This window comes from Candidatus Babeliales bacterium (genome assembly GCA_035944115.1).
Lineage (GTDB): Bacteria > Babelota > Babeliae > Babelales > Vermiphilaceae > DASZBJ01.
In genome coordinates this window covers 1-20820 of sequence record DASZBJ010000017.1, presented here as the reverse complement: position 1 = coordinate 20820, position 20820 = coordinate 1, and the positions used below count along the sequence as shown (strand labels likewise).

General features: G+C 37.8%; 21 protein-coding genes. 9 read left to right on the top strand and 12 right to left on the bottom strand.

Annotated features, from left to right (window positions below):
• Positions 1-2: 2 nt before the first annotated feature.
• The gene (locus tag VGT41_02045; protein ID HEV2601057.1) at positions 3-1130 is read right to left on the bottom strand and encodes a hypothetical protein; all 1128 of its coding nucleotides are present in this window, start codon (positions 1128-1130) and stop codon (positions 3-5) included.
• Positions 1131-1143: 13 nt separating this feature from the next.
• Complete coding sequence (locus VGT41_02040; protein HEV2601056.1) at positions 1144-2370, bottom strand: FAD/NAD(P)-binding protein; 1227 nt, start codon at positions 2368-2370, stop codon at positions 1144-1146.
• Positions 2371-2571: 201 nt separating this feature from the next.
• Between VGT41_02040 and VGT41_02035 the strand changes: the two genes are divergently transcribed.
• From VGT41_02035 to VGT41_02015, 5 genes are all read left to right on the top strand, one after another.
• Positions 2572-3285 carry a hypothetical protein gene (locus tag VGT41_02035; protein ID HEV2601055.1) on the top strand — a complete coding sequence of 238 codons (714 nt, stop codon included), beginning with the start codon at positions 2572-2574 and terminating at the stop codon, positions 3283-3285.
• Positions 3286-3486: 201 nt separating this feature from the next.
• Positions 3487-4044: a hypothetical protein gene (locus VGT41_02030; GenBank protein HEV2601054.1), complete on the top strand. Its 558-nt coding sequence runs from the start codon at positions 3487-3489 to the stop codon at positions 4042-4044.
• 413 nt (positions 4045-4457) lie between these two features.
• Entirely contained in the window at positions 4458-5123 is a 666-nt protein-coding gene (locus VGT41_02025; protein ID HEV2601053.1) for an OmpH family outer membrane protein, read from the top strand.
• An 89-nt stretch (positions 5124-5212) separates the two neighbouring features.
• Entirely contained in the window at positions 5213-5752 is a 540-nt protein-coding gene (gene pth, locus VGT41_02020; GenBank protein HEV2601052.1) for an aminoacyl-tRNA hydrolase, read from the top strand.
• 87 nt (positions 5753-5839) lie between these two features.
• The gene (locus VGT41_02015; protein HEV2601051.1) at positions 5840-6439 is read left to right on the top strand and encodes a hypothetical protein; all 600 of its coding nucleotides are present in this window, start codon (positions 5840-5842) and stop codon (positions 6437-6439) included.
• 70 nt (positions 6440-6509) lie between these two features.
• On the opposite strand, the gene ddpX is transcribed toward VGT41_02015, so the two are convergent.
• The 4 genes from ddpX to VGT41_01995 all read right to left on the bottom strand — a co-directional run bounded on the left by ddpX (position 6510) and on the right by VGT41_01995 (position 9523).
• On the bottom strand, positions 6510-8168 hold the full coding sequence (gene ddpX / locus VGT41_02010; GenBank protein HEV2601050.1) for a D-alanyl-D-alanine dipeptidase: 1659 nt from the start codon (positions 8166-8168) through the stop codon (positions 6510-6512).
• A gap of 12 nt (positions 8169-8180) precedes the next feature.
• Positions 8181-8669, bottom strand: coding sequence for a hypothetical protein (locus VGT41_02005; protein HEV2601049.1), 489 nt, complete (start codon positions 8667-8669; stop codon positions 8181-8183).
• A gap of 102 nt (positions 8670-8771) precedes the next feature.
• Positions 8772-8993, bottom strand: coding sequence for a hypothetical protein (locus VGT41_02000; protein ID HEV2601048.1), 222 nt, complete (start codon positions 8991-8993; stop codon positions 8772-8774).
• Positions 8990-9523: a hypothetical protein gene (locus VGT41_01995; GenBank protein ID HEV2601047.1), complete on the bottom strand. Its 534-nt coding sequence runs from the start codon at positions 9521-9523 to the stop codon at positions 8990-8992. Before VGT41_01995 ends, VGT41_02000 begins: the two co-directional genes overlap by 4 nt.
• A 113-nt stretch (positions 9524-9636) precedes the next feature.
• On the opposite strand from VGT41_01995, the gene VGT41_01990 reads away from it, so the two are divergent.
• On the top strand, positions 9637-10917 hold the full coding sequence (locus VGT41_01990) for a clostripain-related cysteine peptidase (protein ID HEV2601046.1): 1281 nt from the start codon (positions 9637-9639) through the stop codon (positions 10915-10917).
• Between the two features lie 57 nt (positions 10918-10974).
• Here the strand turns inward: VGT41_01990 and VGT41_01985 are convergent, their stop codons facing one another.
• Both VGT41_01985 and VGT41_01980 read right to left on the bottom strand, forming a co-directional pair.
• Positions 10975-11571 (bottom strand): hypothetical protein, encoded by a 597-nt coding sequence (locus VGT41_01985; GenBank protein HEV2601045.1) that lies wholly within the window; start codon positions 11569-11571, stop codon positions 10975-10977.
• A gap of 115 nt (positions 11572-11686) precedes the next feature.
• Positions 11687-12991 carry a Na+/H+ antiporter NhaC family protein gene (locus VGT41_01980; protein HEV2601044.1) on the bottom strand — a complete coding sequence of 435 codons (1305 nt, stop codon included), beginning with the start codon at positions 12989-12991 and terminating at the stop codon, positions 11687-11689.
• A 343-nt stretch (positions 12992-13334) separates the two neighbouring features.
• On the opposite strand from VGT41_01980, the gene VGT41_01975 reads away from it, so the two are divergent.
• Positions 13335-13928, top strand: a complete 594-nt coding sequence (locus VGT41_01975; GenBank protein ID HEV2601043.1) for a YbhB/YbcL family Raf kinase inhibitor-like protein — start codon at positions 13335-13337, stop codon at positions 13926-13928.
• Between the two features lie 36 nt (positions 13929-13964).
• Here VGT41_01975 and VGT41_01970 read toward each other — a convergent pair whose 3' ends face one another.
• Genes VGT41_01970 through VGT41_01955 form a run of 4 tightly spaced genes read right to left on the bottom strand, consistent with a single transcriptional unit; the run spans position 13965 to position 17886 of the window.
• Positions 13965-14387 carry a hypothetical protein gene (locus VGT41_01970; GenBank protein HEV2601042.1) on the bottom strand — a complete coding sequence of 141 codons (423 nt, stop codon included), beginning with the start codon at positions 14385-14387 and terminating at the stop codon, positions 13965-13967.
• A 15-nt stretch (positions 14388-14402) separates the two neighbouring features.
• Positions 14403-14831 carry a hypothetical protein gene (locus tag VGT41_01965; GenBank protein ID HEV2601041.1) on the bottom strand — a complete coding sequence of 143 codons (429 nt, stop codon included), beginning with the start codon at positions 14829-14831 and terminating at the stop codon, positions 14403-14405.
• A 10-nt stretch (positions 14832-14841) separates the two neighbouring features.
• Entirely contained in the window at positions 14842-17322 is a 2481-nt protein-coding gene (locus tag VGT41_01960; protein HEV2601040.1) for a hypothetical protein, read from the bottom strand.
• Positions 17323-17355: 33 nt separating this feature from the next.
• Entirely contained in the window at positions 17356-17886 is a 531-nt protein-coding gene (locus VGT41_01955) for a MauE/DoxX family redox-associated membrane protein (protein HEV2601039.1), read from the bottom strand.
• Positions 17887-17994: 108 nt separating this feature from the next.
• On the opposite strand from VGT41_01955, the gene VGT41_01950 reads away from it, so the two are divergent.
• Both VGT41_01950 and VGT41_01945 read left to right on the top strand, forming a co-directional pair.
• Positions 17995-18531 carry a hypothetical protein gene (locus tag VGT41_01950; GenBank protein ID HEV2601038.1) on the top strand — a complete coding sequence of 179 codons (537 nt, stop codon included), beginning with the start codon at positions 17995-17997 and terminating at the stop codon, positions 18529-18531.
• 89 nt (positions 18532-18620) lie between these two features.
• Positions 18621-20594 carry an ankyrin repeat domain-containing protein gene (locus VGT41_01945; protein ID HEV2601037.1) on the top strand — a complete coding sequence of 658 codons (1974 nt, stop codon included), beginning with the start codon at positions 18621-18623 and terminating at the stop codon, positions 20592-20594.
• Positions 20595-20820: the final 226 nt, after the last annotated feature.

The window sequence follows — 20820 nt, the reverse complement described above, 5'->3', positions numbered from 1 at the left end:
TATTATGCATAGAAATTGCTATCTAAAAAATCTATGTTTTGTTCTGATCGATGTTCATCATGTGCTGTTAGTTTAGAGCGGGTTGTTTTTAGCTGATGTATGGTCATATATGCTTGCGCTATAAAAGATGCGGTTTGTTCGGTAATTTCAAGAGTGGAAGATTCCTCAAATTTCTGTTTAACGATTGCATACAGTACCATAATTTTGTGTATAAATTCCTGATATAGTGCCTTTCCTTGCGCAGGGTTTACGCAATATTGGATTGGTATATTACATAACTCATCTATCATTTTGCTCATGTAATGACCGACTTGGGATGCGCAATGATTTAATGATTTGGTTGTTTCGGTGGCAGGGATGGGATTACAGTGTGATTTAATAACACCTGATAAAGTTCCTGCAATAATCGCTTTTCCGTATTCCAGTAATACCCAACAAAAGTCATTGATAGTTTTTGCACGATCTACATAGCCAACGTTATTGTAGGTGTTTGATATATCAAAGAATGTAATGATAGTTTTAGTAAAATTATTAATGGACGGATGCCACGAGTACGTCTCATGTAATGCTGCAGTTTGATTGAGCATTTCAAGTAGCTCTTCATGCAGTTGCATTTGAATAGGGTTGCCTAAACAGTTGGTAAAATAGTGCGCAGGAATATTATTTTTACTAAGCAGGTAATGCACCGTTGCAGGTAGTTCATATGATTGCGGTAGTTGAGGGTGTTGATACGTAAGCATTTGGTTCATAGCATGGACCCGTTTTATCCAGCACATTTCTGTTCCGTAATTGTTGATAAATAGATAATCATAATCGATCATCGGCACGGTGATATCATCCAGTGTGTCTAGGCGCATGTGAGTTGTATCACGTGGAACAGTACGTTTCGGAGCACGATATTGTTTGCAAAGATCGTCGTCGGGGCTTATTTCTAATGTCCACATTCTGTGCATATCAATCAGGTGAGCAATGATGTCGATCATATCATCAAGAGATTCCAGCTGTGGGATTGCATCATGTTCATCGTGATAACAGCAGTATGCATAATCTACTTCTGTTGGGTACGTAGTTGTGTGAGTCGTCACTAAAGCTATTAGTGCGCACTGTATTATTATTCTTTTTATCAACATGTTTCTTCTTTTTTTATAATAATGAAATGGTAAATATGTCGGCACACTCTAAAAGGCGGTACAACCGTTTTTGTATATGTTCTATCTCTGACTGACCTCTTAAGCAATTATTATCAGCGTTGTACCATACCGGGATCATTCGTTGTGCATAATCCATAAAGCTGCGTAGTCCAACGCGATACCCTTCTTTCCCTTCATATGTTGTTATTTTTTCAGGGAATGCAAAGCCCATACCAAAAAGTCGCGGTGCAATAATGCCCGCTTCTGTAGCGGTGATCGGAGTTGTATCATTGATTTCTGGCAGGTTGTTTCGTTCAAAACCGATTGCATAAATTATTTTACTGCATAGTTCAATAGTTGCTTTTAGGGCTTCAGGACTGCTTTGAATGCGGGTCAGGTTTGCTGGTGGATTTTTTTCCAATACTTCCTGTGCCCATTGTGCGGTCATACCTTTTAAACCATCTAATGCATTAATTTTGTAATCCCCTTTATCAATGGTGTAAATAAGAGGAGAGTTATAGAGGTTATAAATATGCTTTACGGGAAAGGGCAGTTCTGATAAAAATTTAAGCAGCATGATTGCTGAATGTGAGCCACCAACAACACCAACGATATCGTCACTCGTTACTAATCGTTCGAGATTGTAAGGGTTTAGTGCAAGATCAAGAGAGATAATTTTATGCTGTTCATAATCAATCGTTTTTGGATGAGATCCTGTTGCAAGTATAACGTGATGAGCGCTTACAGATTCACCAGAGCAGGTAGTGATATACCAATTATCATTGGTAAAATAGAGTGACTCCATTGAATTTTGTATGGCACGTATTTGGGTACAGAGATAGGCAGTAATATCACGCAGGGGGTCAATAACAACTTGTAGGTTATCAAACGCGAGCGGGTTGAGACTATTTAATTTGTGTACTGTTTCAGCAGGACATTGTTGAAATGAATGGCATGCGTTTATAAATGCGATAAATTCATGAGTTGCATTATTTGACGTAACGTAGTCATAATAAGCTCCCATTCGTCCTACATTAAATTCTGGATCAATCCAGGTGAGTCGCTGCGGAGGGACTCCAATATCAAGGAGTATCCCAATTGCTGCAATACCAGCAGGACCAGCTCCCACAATGAGCCAGTCGGCATCGACCTCGTGCTGCGTATATCCTGGAGCTTCTGTGTAAGAATATGTGGCTTGTGCAATTAATAGGTAGGTAATAATAAAAAATAATCGTTTCATGATATTTGGGCTCCTTTCTCATTAAATCAATATGTTTAGTCATACCATACAAATAATGTTCTTGTGCTGTAAAGAGTTCTGTATGGCCGCGGGGGCTGTTTTCAAACTGTATTATTGGTGGTATAATTTTATGTATAGCCTGTCCAGGTCATGCCTGGGTTAGGCATAAAAAAGGTTATCTATTTAATAGGAGGTTATTCTATGAAAGTTTTATCAAAATGGTTTTTCATATTTTCTGTCGCATTGCTGGGCGGTAGCTTCATGCCTGGATTACGTGCAGCCGATGCGGAAAGGCAAGAAGAGCAAAAAAGCGTAGCTCAGCAAGAGATGTGTCCAGTGTGTCATGAAGATAATATGGGTGCAGGTATAGGGGGGAATGCCCGCGTTGAGCTTGCATGTAAGCATAAATTATGTGGGACTTGCTTTCAAGCTATTCGTAATTCGACATGTCCAATGTGTCGAGCGGCTATTGCAGTTCCTGATGAGGTTGCTGCAGGACCGGGAAACCGACTCCTGGAGGAGCAATTGCGGGGCGCTGAAGAACGAAATCTGGAATACCTCGTGCAAAACCAAGATGCAGAACGCATACAAAAAAGAATTGATAAATATGTTCTATTTAATGTACTGACCAGAATTATGGTTGTGGCTGGTTTTTATAAAAATTTAAATCTAACGATGCCAGCTGTATTGATAAAATTGTGTCTTATTATGTTTGCAGTAGATCGTCGAGATAGTACCTATTCTTTTAATCAATGGTATTCGATCGTGGAGCCGCATGTAGCGGCTTTATGGGTTGCGCTTCATCATATATATTCCATGGATGGTGCATCAATTGAAGTAGCAAAGCATTTCTTGGCGGCGATAGAAGTTCTCCCTCTATTTGATTCATTATCTAAGGTATTGGTTCGTAGATAATTATTATTTTTTACTGATTCTTGCTTTTAAAAAAATATATCAATTATCATGACCTTATATATAAGGGTTAGGGGACCATTGTAGGGATAATTTTGACCATTCTTTGAATGGTCTTTTTTATTTTACATGATTTTATTTTTTTTCTTGTTATAAGATGGGTGATATATGGTCATTATCTATTCTATAAGAAGGAGTATTGCAGTGAATTGTTTGAGTCGATCGTTGTTTATGAAAGTATGTGTTATGAGTGGGTTAATGATAGCACCATTATTTGGAGCTTTAAGAGATGATTTTTTTGACCTGTTAGTTGATGCTATTGATGTTACGGATCGTAGTTATAAAGTTGGATATGATGAACTGGTGCTTGATACCTATTATATTGTAGAAGATATAATCGCTGAGATGAGTAATTTTCATATGCTGTTTTCTCCAATACATGATCGTTCGCTGATAACTATGCAACGTTTGTTTGTGGCAATAGCTGATGAATTTTATCCGTTCTTACAAGATTATGAATACCTGTATGGATATTCTTTGTATGAAATTGCAGCATTGCGGGTGGTGTTATTAGATTTGTATGATGCAATGATTGTCGCAACAGTCTCAAGTCGGTTACGGTACGATCATGAGTTGGACGTGATCATTGAATTTTTAAATGGCACAGTGCTGGAGATGCGCCGATCATTATTGGATCTGTATTCGATAAGACGTGTGATAGATAATCTCGATCATGTACGGCATGTTGTCGCTACATTATGATGCAATTTTCAGTTTTTTATAAAAAATATTGCAAACCATTTTTTGCTTTAAGTACAGTGATTGTACACGTCATGAATGTTGCATAACGTGAACGGTAAGGGTCGCGGGGTAAACGTATGTGTGAAGCATCATTAGGGATTTATGGAGGTTATACAATCTATTCTATTTGTTGTTTGTTATGCCTTTTCTGCGTTAAGAATGATAATTTTTATGATGATAGTATAGAACTGCTTTAGTGTATGAATTAATGGTTTAAGGATGAGATATCATGTTTGGCATCTCATCCGTTTTTTTATTAAACCGTAGAAAATCTGGTCGCTTTGGATTGTTAATTGACTAAATAAGGGAAAGAGGTATCATCAGGGAGTTAATTATACAATAGTTATTTTGTTTTGTGAGTGAAAGGATTTCTCATGAATTATAATAAAAACCTCCTGTCTGCTTTTCTATTAGTAAATTGCGCATCTATTAATGCAGGTATGGCTCCAGTAGCAAAACCAGCAGAAAAAATAGCGCCAGTAAAATCATCAACTACAGAGGCCATTTCTATGGATGCCCTGCTTTCTAGTTCGCAAGTTACTGTTGACTTGAAAGTTCGTTATGTTAACACGATGGACGCAATGCAGATGTCGGCTCGTGGTAAAGAAGTGCAAAAAGAGCTTGAAGTTAAACGTGATGAATTAACTAATAAAGTAAAAAATGAAGAATCAAGAATTCAGCAAGCAGTTGCAATGTTCAAAAGCAAAGAATCAACGCTCAATAAAAACGCACGCAATGAGGAAGAAGCAAAAATAGTTAAGATGCAGCGTGAGTATGAAATGTTATTAAAGACATGTGAAGATGATTTGAAACTTGCAATGCAGCAAGCTACAGAAGCATTGAGCGTAGAATTAGAAAAAACAATTACAACGCTGGCGCAAAATAATAAGTACGATGTGGTGCAAGATGTATACACAGGTCGAACCGTTTATGCATCTGAACGTGCTATGATTACCAATGATTTGATCCAGTCAATGGACAAGCAGTTTGTGGCATCGAATAAAAAAGCACCTGCAAAAACAGCAGCGGCGACAGCGTAAAATAAAAACAAGTAAAAATGTAAAAAGGCGGTTATTCTTATAACCGTCTTTTTTTTGGCGATAATAAATAGCGTAGGTCAAGGATGTCTATGGAAATTCCATTAAATTGGGATATTAAAGCGATTATTGGACTTGGTAATCCAGGAAAAAAATATACCTATAATCGTCACAATATCGGTTTTTTAGTTGCGGATATGTTGGTGGATACTATTGCTGGATCATGGGTAGAACAATCAGTGATGCATACTGCAGAAATTCGCATGGGTATGAAAAAAATTATCGTGGTAAAGCCCCAGACATTTATGAATGATTCTGGTCGCGTTGTACCTCTCCTGCGCAAGCAAGGCATTGAAATCGGTCAAATATTGGTAGTGCATGATGAATTAGAGTTACCATTTGGTGCAGTAAAAACAAAGATGGGTGGTAGCGCCAAAGGTCATAATGGCTTGCGTTCCATTATACAAGCGGGTGGCATGGAGTTCATGCGTTTGCGGTGTGGCATTGGGCGACCACAGCACAGAGAAGCGGTGCCGGATTATGTGTTACAAAATTTTTCTGAACCAAAAGCTGATGTGGAGCAGATGATCTATGATGCGGTTGCTATGATTGAGCAGTTGGTTGGCAAATAAAATGTTTGTGGGACTTATGTTTCTTTTTAGAAAAAAATATGCTACAAAAGATCTTATTTTAAACGTTCTATAACAAAGGATCTTATTATGAAACACCATTATTCATCTTTTTTATTGTTGAGTTGTTTAGTAATATCGAATGTACAGTGCACTTCTGTACTGGATGCAGAGGGAAAGTTATCAACTTCAAGTCTTGTTACGGTCACGAATTACCGAACTGTTATGCAAGATGAGGAAGTGAAAAAAAATCCATTTCTAAAAGGGTCTGCTGAAGTCAGAAAAGCAACAGAAGAGCTTCTTAAAAAACAAGGTGCGGTTGCTGAGGCAGAATTCAATGCACTAGAAAAACAAGCAGAGTTAATGCTGACGGAAGAGAGACAAAATCAGTTGGTGAAAAATGGATTGCTTTTTGAAGCGTTGTGCCGTACCGGTGATTTTCCTGCGATGTTAGAGGTGTTTAATAATATGCCCGCAGAAGAATTAGGTAGAGCTCTCAAAGATGGTCTGCAAGCTTATGGACAGCTTAGTTTTGCAATCGTGAAATTGCTGTCAACGAAAACGCACGTTCCAGAAAAATTAAAACCGTTTGAAGCAGAAGTGGATGCAAAAGTTAAAGAGCAGTATGAGAAGCGCAAAAAAGATCGTGAAGGAATGAAAATGCTACGAGAAACTGGAATTATCAAATAATTATTATATTAAAAAAGGCCAACACACTCGTTGGCCTTTATCGTTACATACTATTTGAGCGGATACAAAATTACAAATCCACGTTAAGAATTGGATATTGCAGCCAATCTTGATAATCAAAATGCCACCATTCAGTAGGTAGCCCGACAAAGCCATGTTTTTCCATCACCGTTTCAAGTAGTTTTCTGTTACGAAGCACTTGTTCAGGAAGATCGAGGTAATTTCGGAACGCTTTCGGAGAAAAATGGCAGAAGTATGTACCCATATCCAGCTCAACATTATTGCTATCAACTAAAGTAAGATCTACAGCACATCCGCGATTATGACGAGCTCCCCCTTTTTTAGGATCAGCAATAAAATCTTCATTGGGCATCGCTTGCCATAGCTGAGCGGAAACTCTTGGTGGTCGATATCCATCCCAAATTTTTACGGTGTAGCCAAGGGTTGCAAATTCTTGCGCTGCGTTATTAAGAGCTTCTGCTACGGGTTTTATGAGTAAGCATTGATATGAGTTGTATAGTTTCTTTTTAGTAAAATTATCAGTGGTCGCAAACTTTAAATCGAGTTGTATGTTGGGATACAGTTTTTGTATATCGACCAGTTGTGCATCTTCAAAGTAACTCTGCACATCAGGATTGAGCTTTTTATAATCCACTTGTTTTGTAAGATGAGAGAAATCAAGTCCGCAGTAGGTATTCCACAATAAAACCACTTGATCTTTGCTTCTTGCATTATTGGCAATATCGGCAATAAGAGCGGCGATTGGTTTTGCAGAGTACGTTCCTTCAACGATAATATTTTCTGTCCCTTTTAGTAGTCGCGCTGCATCATCACCAGAGCGTAACCATTGGCCATACTCTGTACCACAAAAATCTTTGTTGATAATCATCTGATTGCGGGGAAACGATACCAATGGAACTGTAGAAGAATAACTGTTTAGTAGCTCGTTAATTTGGATAAACAGTTTTCTTATATAATGTTTATAGGCATCTTCTACTTCTTCTGGTTCTACCAGAACAGCCACTACTTTTGATTGTATGTTTGCAAGCGTAAGTCCTAACAAAAGTCCTGCAGTGGTGCCGCAGCTGCCAGTCGGAACATATATAAAATCTGGCTCAGGCATGCTACCATTTTTAATCTGTTCTTTTAGTTCAAACGCCGCATTTACAAAGCCTAAAGCGCCAAGAGGGTTTGATCCGCCGGTTGGAATAAAATATGCATTTTTATTGTTTTCCAGCATAGCTTCTAAAGCTGCTTGTCTATCTTTATGAGAAGGGAAAATGGTAGTTATAGCATTAAAATAATAATCTAAAAGAAGGTTCTGACGTACTACAGGTGAATTAGGTTGATGCTTTAACATCAGCGTGCAATTGAGCCCTAACTGTTTGCAGTAGCATGCAGTAGCAAGTCCATGATTTGTGCCGGTGCACCCAAAGGTGATGACATCGGTTGCGTTTTGATCTATTGCATCTGCAAGTAAAAACTCTAATTTACGAACTTTGTTACCGCCATAAAGATCTTGCGATCCGGTCAGGTCATCACGTTTTATAAAAATGGAGTTATAGTCTAACGCTTTTTCTAAGCCGTTACATCGCTGTATTGGTGTTGGTAGGTTTGCAAGTGCTACATATTGAATTTTAGATGTAAGATCGGGAAATGCATCGAAAAGTGGTATTGCATGTGCGGTAAAAGATATGAGGAGGGAGAGTATGATGGTATATAATTTCATAATGTTCCTTTTTCAGTTTCTATTGTTTTCTTCTTCATATCCTAAATCTTCTAGATATAAAGGCATGGTCGGCAACATTGCCTTTTTTAGGCAGGCAAGATGACAGGAATAGTATTGTTCAGGTGGTTTATTCTCTTGATCATCATTTGGCATAATGCTGATAGCAGATGGATCAACAGGTGATGTCAGTATGTTCGTTTTACAAAAACAACATACATATTTTACCGTGGATATTTTTTCTGCAGTAAATAGTTTATGAATACTATTTTTTATACGCGACCATAGTGAAGTTGATGCAGCTAATTGATTGTTTATGCATTCAAGATGGCACCAAAAAAATTGATTACGCATCTTATCTTGCTCTTTATCGATATTAATTACAACATTGAGGCAGCAAGGATCACATGGAGAGGGAGCAAGATCCTCTTCGCAAAAGCAGCATTGAAATTTTAATGATTCTTCATTCAGTTCTATTGTTTCTTCACCAAGCGTGATTTTCATTTTCCTTCCTTTGCTATGAAGTTATACATGTTTGCTTGATTGTGTTTTATTTTATGCAGATCATAGTATAAAAAAAAGAGGGCTACTGTGTAAATGGAGAATTTATGTATGATCACATGCAAAATGTGAGAGCTGCTCAGCTATTATTGGGGTTGTCTGCTTTTTAAGACATTCTAAATGGCAGCACAGTGAGCTTTTATGTTGTTTGCTTTCTTCTTTATCGATGTTACTGGTAAATCTTAGAGCACATACATTGCTGTCGTCGCAAGAGATTTTTCCCTCACAAAAGCAGCAGATACAAGTAAATATTATATTATTATTCATACCGATTCCTCTGAATTTTCGCCTTCTTCATGGTAATCTCCCAGATATGGCAGGTCAAAATATGCTTTTAGAGTTACTCGTTTTTCTACACATTTTACATGGCAAAAAAAATATTGATGACACTGCCGTGTGCCTTCAATAGGGATTTTAACATGCATACGACAGGGATCAATATGAGATGACATGATGGGTTTATCGCAAAAAAAACATTGATGTCCAATATTATATTCTTTGTAATAATGTTGGAGAGTTTTCTTGATATTAAAGGCGATTTCTTTGAGTCTGTGGTCTGAAATATATACATCTGGGTATCGTTCTAATTCCGCTTGCGATGGGGCAAGTAGATGGATAGCATTTGTTAATTCAGAAAAAGCTTGTACTTCGTCTGGTGTAAAATTTACTGCATTCGGATCATAGTAATTGACATATTCTTCACTGAAATTTTTGGCGTTGATTTGGTCGGATGTGTAGAGATTAAGTAATTGGTATAATGTTTTTTTATGATTGTTGTTTTTACTCAGTGTTTGCATAAATATCCTTTTTGCTTTGTGTGATAATATTGCATACATATACGTTAGTATGCTAAAAATGACCTGTATATTTTTATAAAATTTTAAAACTATTCAAATTAAGGAGAGTTGGAATGATCAAAAGAGTGTCGTTTTTATCGGTGGTACTTGCGGTATTTTGTAGCGCATCATTTGTGTCAGCTGGTAGTTGGCGCGTGCTTATGTACAGTGATTCAAGCGATAATTTAACGGATATGATTATGAAAAACATTACGGATATGATGCGGGGAAAGCCAAACGATTCGGTTGAATTTTTTTTGCAGTTGCATGCATATTACAATGTTGGATTACGATATAAAATCACCGATAAAGGTTTGCAATTTATAGAAGAAGTAGCGTTGAGCGATGATTCGTGTCAGGACTTTGTGGATGCAGCAACATGGGGTTTTGCTGGCCATACTGCTGATCATACTATGCTTATTTTTTCAAATCATGGTTGGGGTATTATGGATCCGCAATGGGATGAGCACGATCAGGCATACTATATAGACGGTGATGCATGTGCGGTGAGCTGCCCCGTTAATAAACATGCAATGATTGGTAATCATGTGCAACATAGAGGATTTATGTTTAATCACACCACAAAGGAGTACCTTACGAACCAAGATTTGGTGGCAGGGTTTGAAATTGCTACGCAGGATTGTTTAGGCGGTAAATCACTAGATGTATTGGCGTTTGATACTTGTATGGGGGGGATGATAGAAATTGCATATCAATTGGCTCCATTTGCGCGATATATGGTGGGGTGTCAAAGCTGCTCGTTGAAAGATGGATTTGATTATCAAGCATTAGCGGCAGTTCTTAATAGTGCTCATAATACACCGCGAACTGTTGCAGCGGGAATAGTGAATGGATGTGATGCATATTATGATGAACATGATGATTCTGGTCAGTATACCTATTCTGCATTTGATCTTATATACGTGTATGAAGTTTGTACGGCAATGAATACGTTGATTGATTATATGCGTCAGCTTCCAAATTGCCAGGAGGTATTTAATGCAACGCGGGTGTTGACGCCGCGTTTTTGCATTTGGCCAATCTATACAGATGTCATTGAATTTTTTGATATTTTTGTCCAGCAACTAGCATTATCAGGCCAGACGGATCAGTTATTTACGGTTATTGATGCACTACAGGGTTTAAAACAGGCGCACGATAAAATGATTATCACGTGTTGTGGCGGTTATAAAACAGCGGGGGTTGCAAATGGTTCTGCAATGTACTGTCCATTTAATTGCGTAGACGGTATGTATCAAACTACTTTGTTTGCCCAAGCATGCGGCTGGAGCGATTTGTTGTATGCAATGCAGGATCCACAGCAAGAAGCGATTAAGTGGGCTTGTGGTATGTAAGGTAATAAAAAAGAAAAGAATAATAAAAAGAGCCTGTGTTATAGCAGGCTCTTTTTATTACTCTTTTGATTGGCGTATGTATAGTTCGATATCTAAAGCAATAGGATATTCATTAAGATTGAAGTGTAAAATATGGCTATATGTAGCTAAAAAATCTAATAACATATCACAGCTTTGCAGGGAAAGCGTTTCACATTCAGCGGTAAATTCCTTGTACTGTTTTTGTTCTTCTGGGGTGAGGTGTTGTTTACCAGTAATAGTAACATTGTATATTTTTGTTGCATGGAATTCAGACGGAGTAGCACTTTCTGTCAGCTCGATAGCAAGTGATAATTTTGCTGTAGGTCCTTCTGGTGGAAATAGTGCAACAATGTTTCCATGTTTAATAATAATTCGGGCTAGGGATTGTTTGATGAGGTTTGCTAGATAATCCAATCCAGTAAAGAGCTGTTCTTTGTCTTCGATTTCAGATTTATTCATCTCTTTTAATAAAATTAATTTTGCCTCGTAAGAACCTTGAAAACTTAAAGGGCCATTTTTATAAAAAAATAGATCAGTTGGTTCTTGTTTGTGTGAATTAGTTGCATATAAAGGCGATAAAGGCGCAAAGAGAAGGGTGAAGAGGTAGGTTTTTATGAGAAATGATAATTGCATAGATACTCCTCAATAGTTTTTTAGATGAAATGACTGCTTACTATATTTATTATATCTAAAAGACTTGGAAAATATATTGTTAAAAAGGCCCACGGAGGTGAGCCTTTTGTAGTTATTAAGATATAGGTTGCATCTGCTTTATTTTAAGCGATTGATGGGTAGCAATATATACAACTGACACGACTCCAAGTGCATAACAGTAATAGACGTGCGGTACAATATTGAGTGGGGAAATGCCTGCAATACTGCTGGCAAGGAGGATTTGTGCGCCGTACGGGATTAATCCTTGAAATACACACGAAAAGATATCGAGCCATGCGGCGCTATAATGCGGCGGTATCTGATATTGTTTGGCTATATCACGTGCTATAACTCCGCTAAAAATAATTGCTATGGTATTGTTTGCAAATAAAAAGACAAAGATAGAAACGATAGCAGCAATAGCAAGTTGAGCATATTTTTGTGGATTGCGAGTTTTTGAAATCCATTGTGCAAGGTGAGTTGCAAAGGCATGAATATCTTTTCCTGCAAGTCCTGAAAGACCTCCAACCATTAATGAAAGGAGCATGATTTCATGCATGCTCGCAAATCCTTTTACTATATCGTTGCTAAAACTGAGCAGTGTATACCCATGATGGAGAGCGCCAACGCATCCGGCAAAGGCAAGAGAAGACATAAGTACAACAAAAACGTTGATGCCTGAAATGGCAAGAGCAATCAGTAATAAATACGGGGCAATAAGCAGGAGAGAATATGGTTGATGTGGAATCGCAATATCTGCATCTTGTACAAAGAATAAAATGATGAGTGTTACCATTGACGCAAAACAAGCGACAATCCCGTTTATCCGTAATTTTGCTTTCATATCAGCTTCTTGAGACATTACTGCAGCAATGGTTGTATCAGAAATGATTGACAAGTTATCACCAAACATTGCGCCTCCTACTACAGTTGCCATGCCAATTGGTGCTGAAAATGCACCTTGTTGAATCAGTCCTGCAGCAATGGGAGCAATGGTTGCAATAGTTCCCATGGATGTGCCGATTGCAGTTGAGATAAATGCAGCAGTTATAAAAAGCCCAATTAAGAGAAATTGTGGAGAGATAAGAGATAGTGCCAAGTTTATGGTGGCGTCTACGCTGCCGATTGCACTTGTTACCGTACTGAATGCCCCTGCAAGTATGAAAATGATACACATGGTGATAATGTCAGGATGACGCACGCCGTCAAGAAACTGGTTCATTTTTTGGTTGGTAGTGCCCTTATGAATGATCCATCCGAATATGATAGCGGGTAGAATCGCAACAGTCGGGGATAATTGATAGAAGGCATTATTGACTCCGGTATAAGAAAAATAAATGCCGCTGCCAACATAAGTAAAAACAAATAATAAAATGGGTAAAAAACTGATTAATATCATAGTACCTCAACGAATATGTTTAATTGCGAAAGTAATAAATTAGGTGTAAAGAGATACAAAATTATAGTCCCGAGCGGGACATAGAAGACATAGAAAGGAAAAGAACAGAATGTAATAACATATAATTATATCTCACATATAAAAGGTACTTGAATAGGATCGTACCATATTTTCTCGTTTTAACAATAGCATTGGGTAATATTTTTATTGTATGGTGAGCTATAGAGAGTATTATTGCATTGGTTATTTTGATTATAGTATGGTTATACAGTTTTCTATGAGAGAGCGAATAGTTTGATGGTCACGTCATAGCTCATTAGAGTTATGGCGGAGAGGAGGACGTATGAAGAAAAAATTGATTATTTCAGGCATGCTGCTAGTTTCGTTGGGCATTATCGGTTGTATATTTAGTGGCTTTGCCATGCCGCAATTACAACTTACATTAACCACAACCTCTTTTAATAATGGTGGAAAAATTCCGCAGCAATATAGTTGTGACGGAGAAAATATTTCTCCTGCATTAAGCTGGGAGGTTTCTGATGCAGCAGCAGTAAAAAGTTATGTATTAATTGTTGATGATCCAGATGCGCAAAAAGCTGTGGGTAAAACCTTCGTTCACTGGATTGCGCTTATGCCTGCAACCGTGACAGAGTTACCACAAGGTATATCAAGATCCGGTGCTCCTGCAAATGCTGTTAATCGCACTATTATTGAATTGCCTAATGATGATAATGAAGCTTGTTATAAAGGGCCATGCCCTCCACAAGGTAAGGGTGAGCATACTTATCAGTTTACATTGTTTGCAATGAATCTCTCTGTCGAAAAACTCTTGCAAAATAATGGATTAAAAGCCCCTTATACAGCGCAACAGTTTCAAAAAGTGATGCAAAAAAATATTGTAGCGCAAGCACAAATAACTGGGCGATATAGGCGGTGAAATCATTTGTAAAACGCAGTCCTTGTTCTTGCCTCCTTAAAAATCGTATTCAAACTCTATTTCAGACTCTGTTCTGCTACTCTTTAATTCGTAAATAATAAAATCAGAACATAACTCAACACAGGTTAAAACATAAAAACCCAAATCTACTAAATCATCACTGTTGGATATTTTTTTAAAAGGAGCAATAGGAACTATTGTTATAAAATCACCCGTCTGATTACATTCTATTATAATCTCCATCAAATAATTTTCTTTCATAGCATAAAAAGTTGCAGGAATTTCAGCTTTTAAAGATGTATAAATATAATCCTGCACTTGCGCAATGGGCGTTTGACTAAAATTTTTATCAGGAGAATATATACATCCACAACGAGCCCCATTCCAAATTATTGATTTAATATGCCTCTTAAAATCATATTCTGAATTTTCAATCTCAATTCTAGCTTTTACAATCATTAACGTTTCCCGTTTTCAATACTGTAATGTCCATAAACTTTCTATACAAAGACCAGCACACCATTTTAATAATAACCGTATATACCGATCAAAATTCACATGGCATGCGTCACGACCACTATTATAAAAAGGTCTTTCTCTTGAAGACCCAATTGACTCTAAAGAAAAACATATAGCATTCTCATCTTTTTTTTGAATTCTTATCCAAAATAAAACATCTTCAATATGCGCATGTAAAATTGGTCCGCCATCATAAATTATTTGGGGATCAGTCGATAATAAAAGCTCTGCTCCTTCTGCGGCGCTTAGATGGCGAAATGGCTCATAGTCTTCACCATCTCGATAAAAAAAAACCACTTCCAATTGCTTCCCGCGCTCAAGCATGTGTAAAATACTGTCCCTATTATAAGGAACTCCCAAGACAGCTTCAACTGCGTAACTCATACTCATCTCATTACCCTTCTACAAAAATAATATTTTTTTCATTGAACCAATCTTTCCAATGTCCAGGAATCGGCTGTTTTGAATGTATTTCAAAAATCTTACCGCACTCTCTTGCTATTTTAGCCTGCTCACCAAATATACCTCCCATCTTATTACCTGGATCACTAACTTTTTTTGCCCAATCAATATTTTTACATTCTATAAGCTTTGTCCTAGTGGCAATATCAAACTCTCGCCGCCCAGCACTTCCTATTAAGATTTTTCCTATTTCTACTATTTCTTCCCCTTTCTGCATCAAATCATACGCCTTTTCAATTTCGTACGCAGCGCCACGAGCAGTGCCCAATCCCCCAACTTTTCCACCTTTGTGCCCAGTTTTATATAAAGTCTCTAATAATTTTTCAGCACCTTCAATATTCTTTATTGCTTCCGCCGCTCTTTCCAATTTTGCAAGATCGCCAATAGCAGCATCCAACTCGGCAAATTTCGGTATTATATTACCAATATTTTTCCCGCCACCAGTAATTCCAGCAATTTTACTTTCTGTTTCAGCTGCTTTTTCAAAGATTTTTGTTGCTTCAAGCGTAGCTTCAACCTCAGCCCCACCTTCTGCACACATAAGCAAATGTTCCGTAGGCACGGTATTTGGGATTCTTTGCAACGCTTCTTTTATGTATGGAGCAACCTGCCTGCATAGCAAGCCAGCACCACGCAACAATTTATCGTATACAACGGGCGTCAAACATAATTCAACACCAAGTGATGTACACATTCTTAATTTTTCTGGAACCGACATTTTGCTGAGTTTATTATTTAAACGGTGACCGGCAGCCTCCAAGGCATCTCCCATCCGCACCAGTTTGTCTGTATATGCCTCTAATTCATCCTTTGGATAGTTATGTTTAACGCCAGCAAACTGCGACAATATCTGCGTCTCGCACTCATCACTAAAATATTCTGCATGCATAATAATATCTTCTATAAATGCAGCCGCTCTTTTGAGTGCGCCAGCTGCATGTTTGATTGTTGCACGAGGCTTAGTCGCTAAATCCCCTATTGAATATCCTATGGCTTTGATACCATCAAAAATGCCTCCCGTAAATGCCTGGGAGCACTCAAGCATATCCCAACAAAAATCTGCAATTGCACTGGCTTCTTTAATATCTCCACTTTTATTGCATGTTTGCGCATTGTTAGCAAAGCCGCACATTATAGATGAAAATTTATGTAGATTCGGTTGTACACTAAGCTCACCGAATGTATTGGTAATATCTATAATTTCTTCATGCTTTGCAGTGACTATTGCATTACCAAAACAGCTCACAAATTCTTGCGCATCTATATCCAAATCATGTAAGATCCTTATTGCTTTATTGTTCAATTCTCTGGTAACTAATATTGATACATCATTACCATTAATTACCGTCTGTACCGCTACAAATCCATTTCGTAGGTGCTGTAACCGATTTTTATTACCGCACTGCTGAGACTCTAGACAGTTATACTGGGTGCGTAACAGGTCTTGTATCATCTCCAGCTGTCTTATTTCTTCCTGCTTTTCTACTTCTTCTTGCAACAGCTTCTGCTCATATTCTTGTTGTTGCTTGCGCGCCGCTAATCTTGCCTCCTCGTCACGCCTATGCTGTTCCTGTACTGCACGTGCGTGGGCTGCTTGGTGATATGCAATAATCCTTGTTGTCTCGACAGCTATTTTTTCTCTTGCTTGCGCAGATAACTGGTTGCGTACTGATTCATCACGATTTATAAGATCCTGCACCGCGATTATGCATTGTTGATAATCAGGATACTGTTTAAGAAATTCCCAAAAGGCTGGATAATCATACAAGGGCCATTGTTGCACAATTGCATATCGACAACTATCATGCACATACCATTTAAACGTATCGCTACAACCAAAATATTTATATTCTGACCGCAAACTAACATCTTCATCTACTGAATATAAATCCGCAAATAGCGTCCCCAGCCCTTCCCAATAGGTCTGGAGCGTCCAGTGTGCACATGCGCGAGGATTATGCACTAAATGTAATGGATGAAATTGTATCAATGCTCCTGATGCATTATCACAATACACAGTAGGATAAAGATTGATTTCCTCCCGAGACAATTTTTGATATGCCAAATCCCTATAACTAATGATTTTGGCGCCATTTTTTATAAGTTCACGGTAGGCTGGAGAACTGTTATATAGCAGAGCTGCCTGACGGTGAGAGAGCTTACTAATATCAAGTGCACAATGTGAACGAGCGCGTGTAGAGTTTCTACACTTTGAAGATCCATCATGCGAAGATCCAGAGCCTCCCGGCCCCGTTATACAATAAAACCCAGGTGTTTGCGGCAGTCCATTTGGACCAATTTTTTTCTCTGCCTCTGTTGAGCAAAAAGAAACTGCACTCGTATGGTTATATGTTTCTGCGTAAGCAAAACAACTGAAAAACAATAAGAAAAAAACAAAAAAATTGTGTGCCATTGTTACCCCTTTCTCGCTCTCTCTTATTACCAATTAGAGTTGGTAATACCGGGCTAACCACACTAACGCCATTATTGCCATGATGCTATCTTCCGCGAGTGTGACATAGGTCATAGGAATTTTAAAAACGGCTCCTAAACATGCGCAGGTGATTGGGTTATTCTGTGTGAGTGCACGAATAACCCCAATACTATTTATGGTCATGAGAAATAAAGTGATCCAGTTAATGAGCGGCAGTTGGAAATGAAACAAATAACTTATTCCTAAACTAAGTTCAATAAAAGGATAGAGGTATGCGTATGCGCGTGAGCGTTGCGCAATGATGTCATACATACTATATGCATCAGCAAACTTACGCAGGTTACTTATTTTAAATAAGCTAAATATGATAAAAAATCCTGCCATGCAATCCAGCATGGCATTATTAACGTCAAAGCCATAAAAAAGTTGCTTTGCTACGGTAAACAAGATGATACTGCTGATTATGATGATAAGCGGTAAAAAGTTTTTTAGTGTGTACTGATTTGCTGTATGGTCGGTATGGTTCTGAGGTGTGTGATTCATATAATCTCCAATTTTGATATATAGATACCTATTACGGTAATACGTTATAGATTGGTGAGTAAGTAAATCAAGAAGATATGATCTAATCATGTAAAATGGGTTGTAACTATGAAACAGATAAAAAAGATAACGATAATTGGTAATGCAGGTTCTGGCAAATCAGTACTTGCACGTAAATTGCATACATTATTTCATCTTCCGGTGTATCATCTTGATCAATATTTTTGGAAACCGAATTGGGTAATGCCAGATCTTAACGAGTTTAAAATTGTGCATGATGAACTGTGCGAACGAGATGCATGGATTATTGAAGGGATGTGTTTGCCTCTTTTGGAATATCGAGTATCTCAAGCGGATATGATCATCTTTTTAGACATGCCGCGGTATCTTTGTTTTTGGCGAATATTTAAACGATTTACTTCTTATTATGGCCAAGAAACGCCAAGTAGCGCAAAACAATGTCCAGAAGCATTCAATTGGAATTTCTTACGATTTTTAACCGTAGTATGGAAGTTTAAGGGTCAAGATTTGCCCATGATCAAAGGGCTCCTTGATGCATACGCATCTAAAAAAATTGTATACACGTTACAATCGCAAGGGGAAATAGATCTGTTTTTAAAAATGGTTGGATCAAAAATAGAGTAATGTTGTTTTCTTATCGCTAGTATCGGTATATTCACAGAGTTATTTCGATTTGATTGTAGATATTATTATTTTATTATCCAGGGGGAGTGATGAAGTTACAAAAGATATTTACGTATATTTTAATGATTGCTTTGTATGGCGGAATGCCATTGTTTGGAATGCAAGCTGATCCTGCGGGTACGGAAGATATTTTTGATGCAATTGATGAAGGACGTATTGAGTCTGTAAAGTATTGGTTGGATCAAGGAGTGAATATTGAATCAATGGGTAAGTATGGTGATACGCCACTAAGGTCGGCGTCTAGTCATGGTAACAAGGAGATAGTTAGATTGTTGCTTGATAGAGGTGCCAAGATTGAAGCGGCGGATCAATCAGGTAGAACCGCATTGTTTACAGCGAGCTTTATCTTATTGCGGGGATTAGTTAAAGGTGATTTTTTAGGTACGATTAAATTATTGCTTGATAAAGGTGCCAACATAAATGTGAAGGATGCAGGGGGCCGGACTCCATTATCGGTAGCTGACGATTTAGCTATAACTAAATTGTTACTTGATAGAGGTGCGCAGTTTGATGATAAAGTTGCTGAAAAGATTTTTTCCAAAGTAATGGATGAAGATAATAGCGAATTATTACAATCGTTAGTAGCATCAGGTTTTAAGTTTGATGTTAATAAACCAAATGATCAAGGCGAAACGCCACTTATAGAATATGTTATTAATCCTAAAATTAATATTGTTGCGTGGTTAATAAAACACGGAGCAAATCCGCATATACAAGACAAAGCAGGATTTGACGTATTCGATTATGCACAAAATTCTCCAGAATTGCTTGCGATATTACGTAAGACGAAGTTTAAAGCGCCAACTCATGAACAACGAGCTGAAAACACAAGCGATACGAAAAAAGCAGTTCGTCGATTAGAAAAATTAGTTGGTCACCTTGCACCTAAACCTGCAAGTGAGAAAGAAGGTAAAAAAAGTGCAGAAAAATCAGTGAGTGCCATATTAAAAAAATTACCAATTCCAACAGAGGTACATTATGAACGATTTGCTGAAAAAATAGAGCAGGAATTCGGTGAAAAGAGCAAATATGGCAAACCGGGCTATACCGTAAAAAATGATCCAATTGCACAGCAATCTATTGCCGCAGAAAAGATTGCGTATCAACAGGGTAAATACGTTTTTTATCGATCCGAGCCAGGGGAATACAGGATATATGAGTTTTTTATTGAGGAATTATACAAGTTAATTCGTTTATTTGTTGATGACAATCGATTTAAATCTTTTATTTTTACCCGGTTTTTTAAAGATGCTGCGCGAATGCAGACAGTCAGGGAATACCTGAATACAAAGCCACCAAGAGAGTATAGCGAGATACGACAAGATTCTACTAAAAATGTTTTATTATCAGCTAACATTCCATTATTTGGCAATGTGGATATACCTGGTGAGTGCACATGGAATTACTTTGTTCAGAATGTGCAAGCGGGAGGGGCAGTAGAGCTATCGGTTATTTTTAAGCGTATTTTCGATAAATATGGTTTTGATCAGAGTTATATTGATCAATTATTGGCACTAAATACAGGGCTATTAAATGAGTATGCCTCATTACAGCAGATTATTATGCCAAGAAATTTGGTTGGTAAAGTAGCGATGTTTTCGATGTTTGATTACTGTAAACCGTTGTCAAAAGTTGGTGGACAAAAATGTTGGGATCCGAATACAGGTAATTCGCGTGTTGCAGATATTATTGATAAATATAGAGCTGGTGAAATTGAGGTTCATGACAGCATCCAAGTGCGTATTTTAATGAATGCAATATATGGACTTAATCCAGAAAGTGGCATCGAATTTAATTTGTACACACGACTTCCACAAAAGCGAATTGAAGCATTAAAAAAACAGGTTACGAAAATTACTGATGCAATGTTTAGCGATTGGTTGAAAAAGCAATTACAAAGTAAAGAGGTACCAGAAAGTTTGGAAGGTGAGCCGTTGGGAGATGTGCTGAAACACCTGGGCAAGGGACGCGCGAAAAAGGAGAAGCTGAAATCGAAATTATAGTAGTCCGGTAAATATTGACGTTTAAAAATGGTTGCATCGAAAATGGAATGAATTTGATGCAACCATTTTTTGCTTCGTATTGCTCCTAGGCCGTGTGAACCAAATTATCCTAGCACCATAGGGATTTCTAAAAAATAGACTAATAAACACGACTGTTGGCTTATCAAATTGGATGGCGATTCGCTTGGATTGTCTGAGTCCATTGCTATGCCAGAAAACGTTGCTG

What these genes read in the sequence shown, in the direction of transcription:
- VGT41_02040 (HEV2601056.1), bottom strand. Translation starts at nt 2,370, where the DNA reads ATGAAACGATTATTTTTTATTATTACCTACCTATTAATTGCACAAGCC.
- VGT41_01955 (HEV2601039.1), bottom strand. Translation starts at nt 17,886, where the DNA reads ATGAATCACACACCTCAGAACCATACCGACCATACAGCAAATCAGTAC.
- VGT41_01985 (HEV2601045.1), bottom strand. Translation starts at nt 11,571, where the DNA reads ATGCAATTATCATTTCTCATAAAAACCTACCTCTTCACCCTTCTCTTT.
- VGT41_02045 (HEV2601057.1), bottom strand. Translation starts at nt 1,130, where the DNA reads ATGTTGATAAAAAGAATAATAATACAGTGCGCACTAATAGCTTTAGTG.
- ddpX (HEV2601050.1), bottom strand. Translation starts at nt 8,168, where the DNA reads ATGAAATTATATACCATCATACTCTCCCTCCTCATATCTTTTACCGCA.
- VGT41_01960 (HEV2601040.1), bottom strand. Translation starts at nt 17,322, where the DNA reads ATGGCACACAATTTTTTTGTTTTTTTCTTATTGTTTTTCAGTTGTTTT.
- VGT41_01950 (HEV2601038.1), top strand. Translation starts at nt 17,995, where the DNA reads ATGAAACAGATAAAAAAGATAACGATAATTGGTAATGCAGGTTCTGGC.
- VGT41_01975 (HEV2601043.1), top strand. Translation starts at nt 13,335, where the DNA reads ATGAAGAAAAAATTGATTATTTCAGGCATGCTGCTAGTTTCGTTGGGC.
- VGT41_01980 (HEV2601044.1), bottom strand. Translation starts at nt 12,991, where the DNA reads ATGATATTAATCAGTTTTTTACCCATTTTATTATTTGTTTTTACTTAT.
- VGT41_02015 (HEV2601051.1), top strand. Translation starts at nt 5,840, where the DNA reads ATGAAACACCATTATTCATCTTTTTTATTGTTGAGTTGTTTAGTAATA.
- VGT41_02005 (HEV2601049.1), bottom strand. Translation starts at nt 8,669, where the DNA reads ATGAAAATCACGCTTGGTGAAGAAACAATAGAACTGAATGAAGAATCA.
- VGT41_01990 (HEV2601046.1), top strand. Translation starts at nt 9,637, where the DNA reads ATGATCAAAAGAGTGTCGTTTTTATCGGTGGTACTTGCGGTATTTTGT.
- VGT41_01945 (HEV2601037.1), top strand. Translation starts at nt 18,621, where the DNA reads ATGAAGTTACAAAAGATATTTACGTATATTTTAATGATTGCTTTGTAT.
- VGT41_02035 (HEV2601055.1), top strand. Translation starts at nt 2,572, where the DNA reads ATGAAAGTTTTATCAAAATGGTTTTTCATATTTTCTGTCGCATTGCTG.
- pth (HEV2601052.1), top strand. Translation starts at nt 5,213, where the DNA reads ATGGAAATTCCATTAAATTGGGATATTAAAGCGATTATTGGACTTGGT.
- VGT41_01970 (HEV2601042.1), bottom strand. Translation starts at nt 14,387, where the DNA reads ATGATTGTAAAAGCTAGAATTGAGATTGAAAATTCAGAATATGATTTT.
- VGT41_01965 (HEV2601041.1), bottom strand. Translation starts at nt 14,831, where the DNA reads ATGAGTTACGCAGTTGAAGCTGTCTTGGGAGTTCCTTATAATAGGGAC.
- VGT41_02000 (HEV2601048.1), bottom strand. Translation starts at nt 8,993, where the DNA reads ATGAATAATAATATAATATTTACTTGTATCTGCTGCTTTTGTGAGGGA.
- VGT41_02025 (HEV2601053.1), top strand. Translation starts at nt 4,458, where the DNA reads ATGAATTATAATAAAAACCTCCTGTCTGCTTTTCTATTAGTAAATTGC.
- VGT41_01995 (HEV2601047.1), bottom strand. Translation starts at nt 9,523, where the DNA reads ATGCAAACACTGAGTAAAAACAACAATCATAAAAAAACATTATACCAA.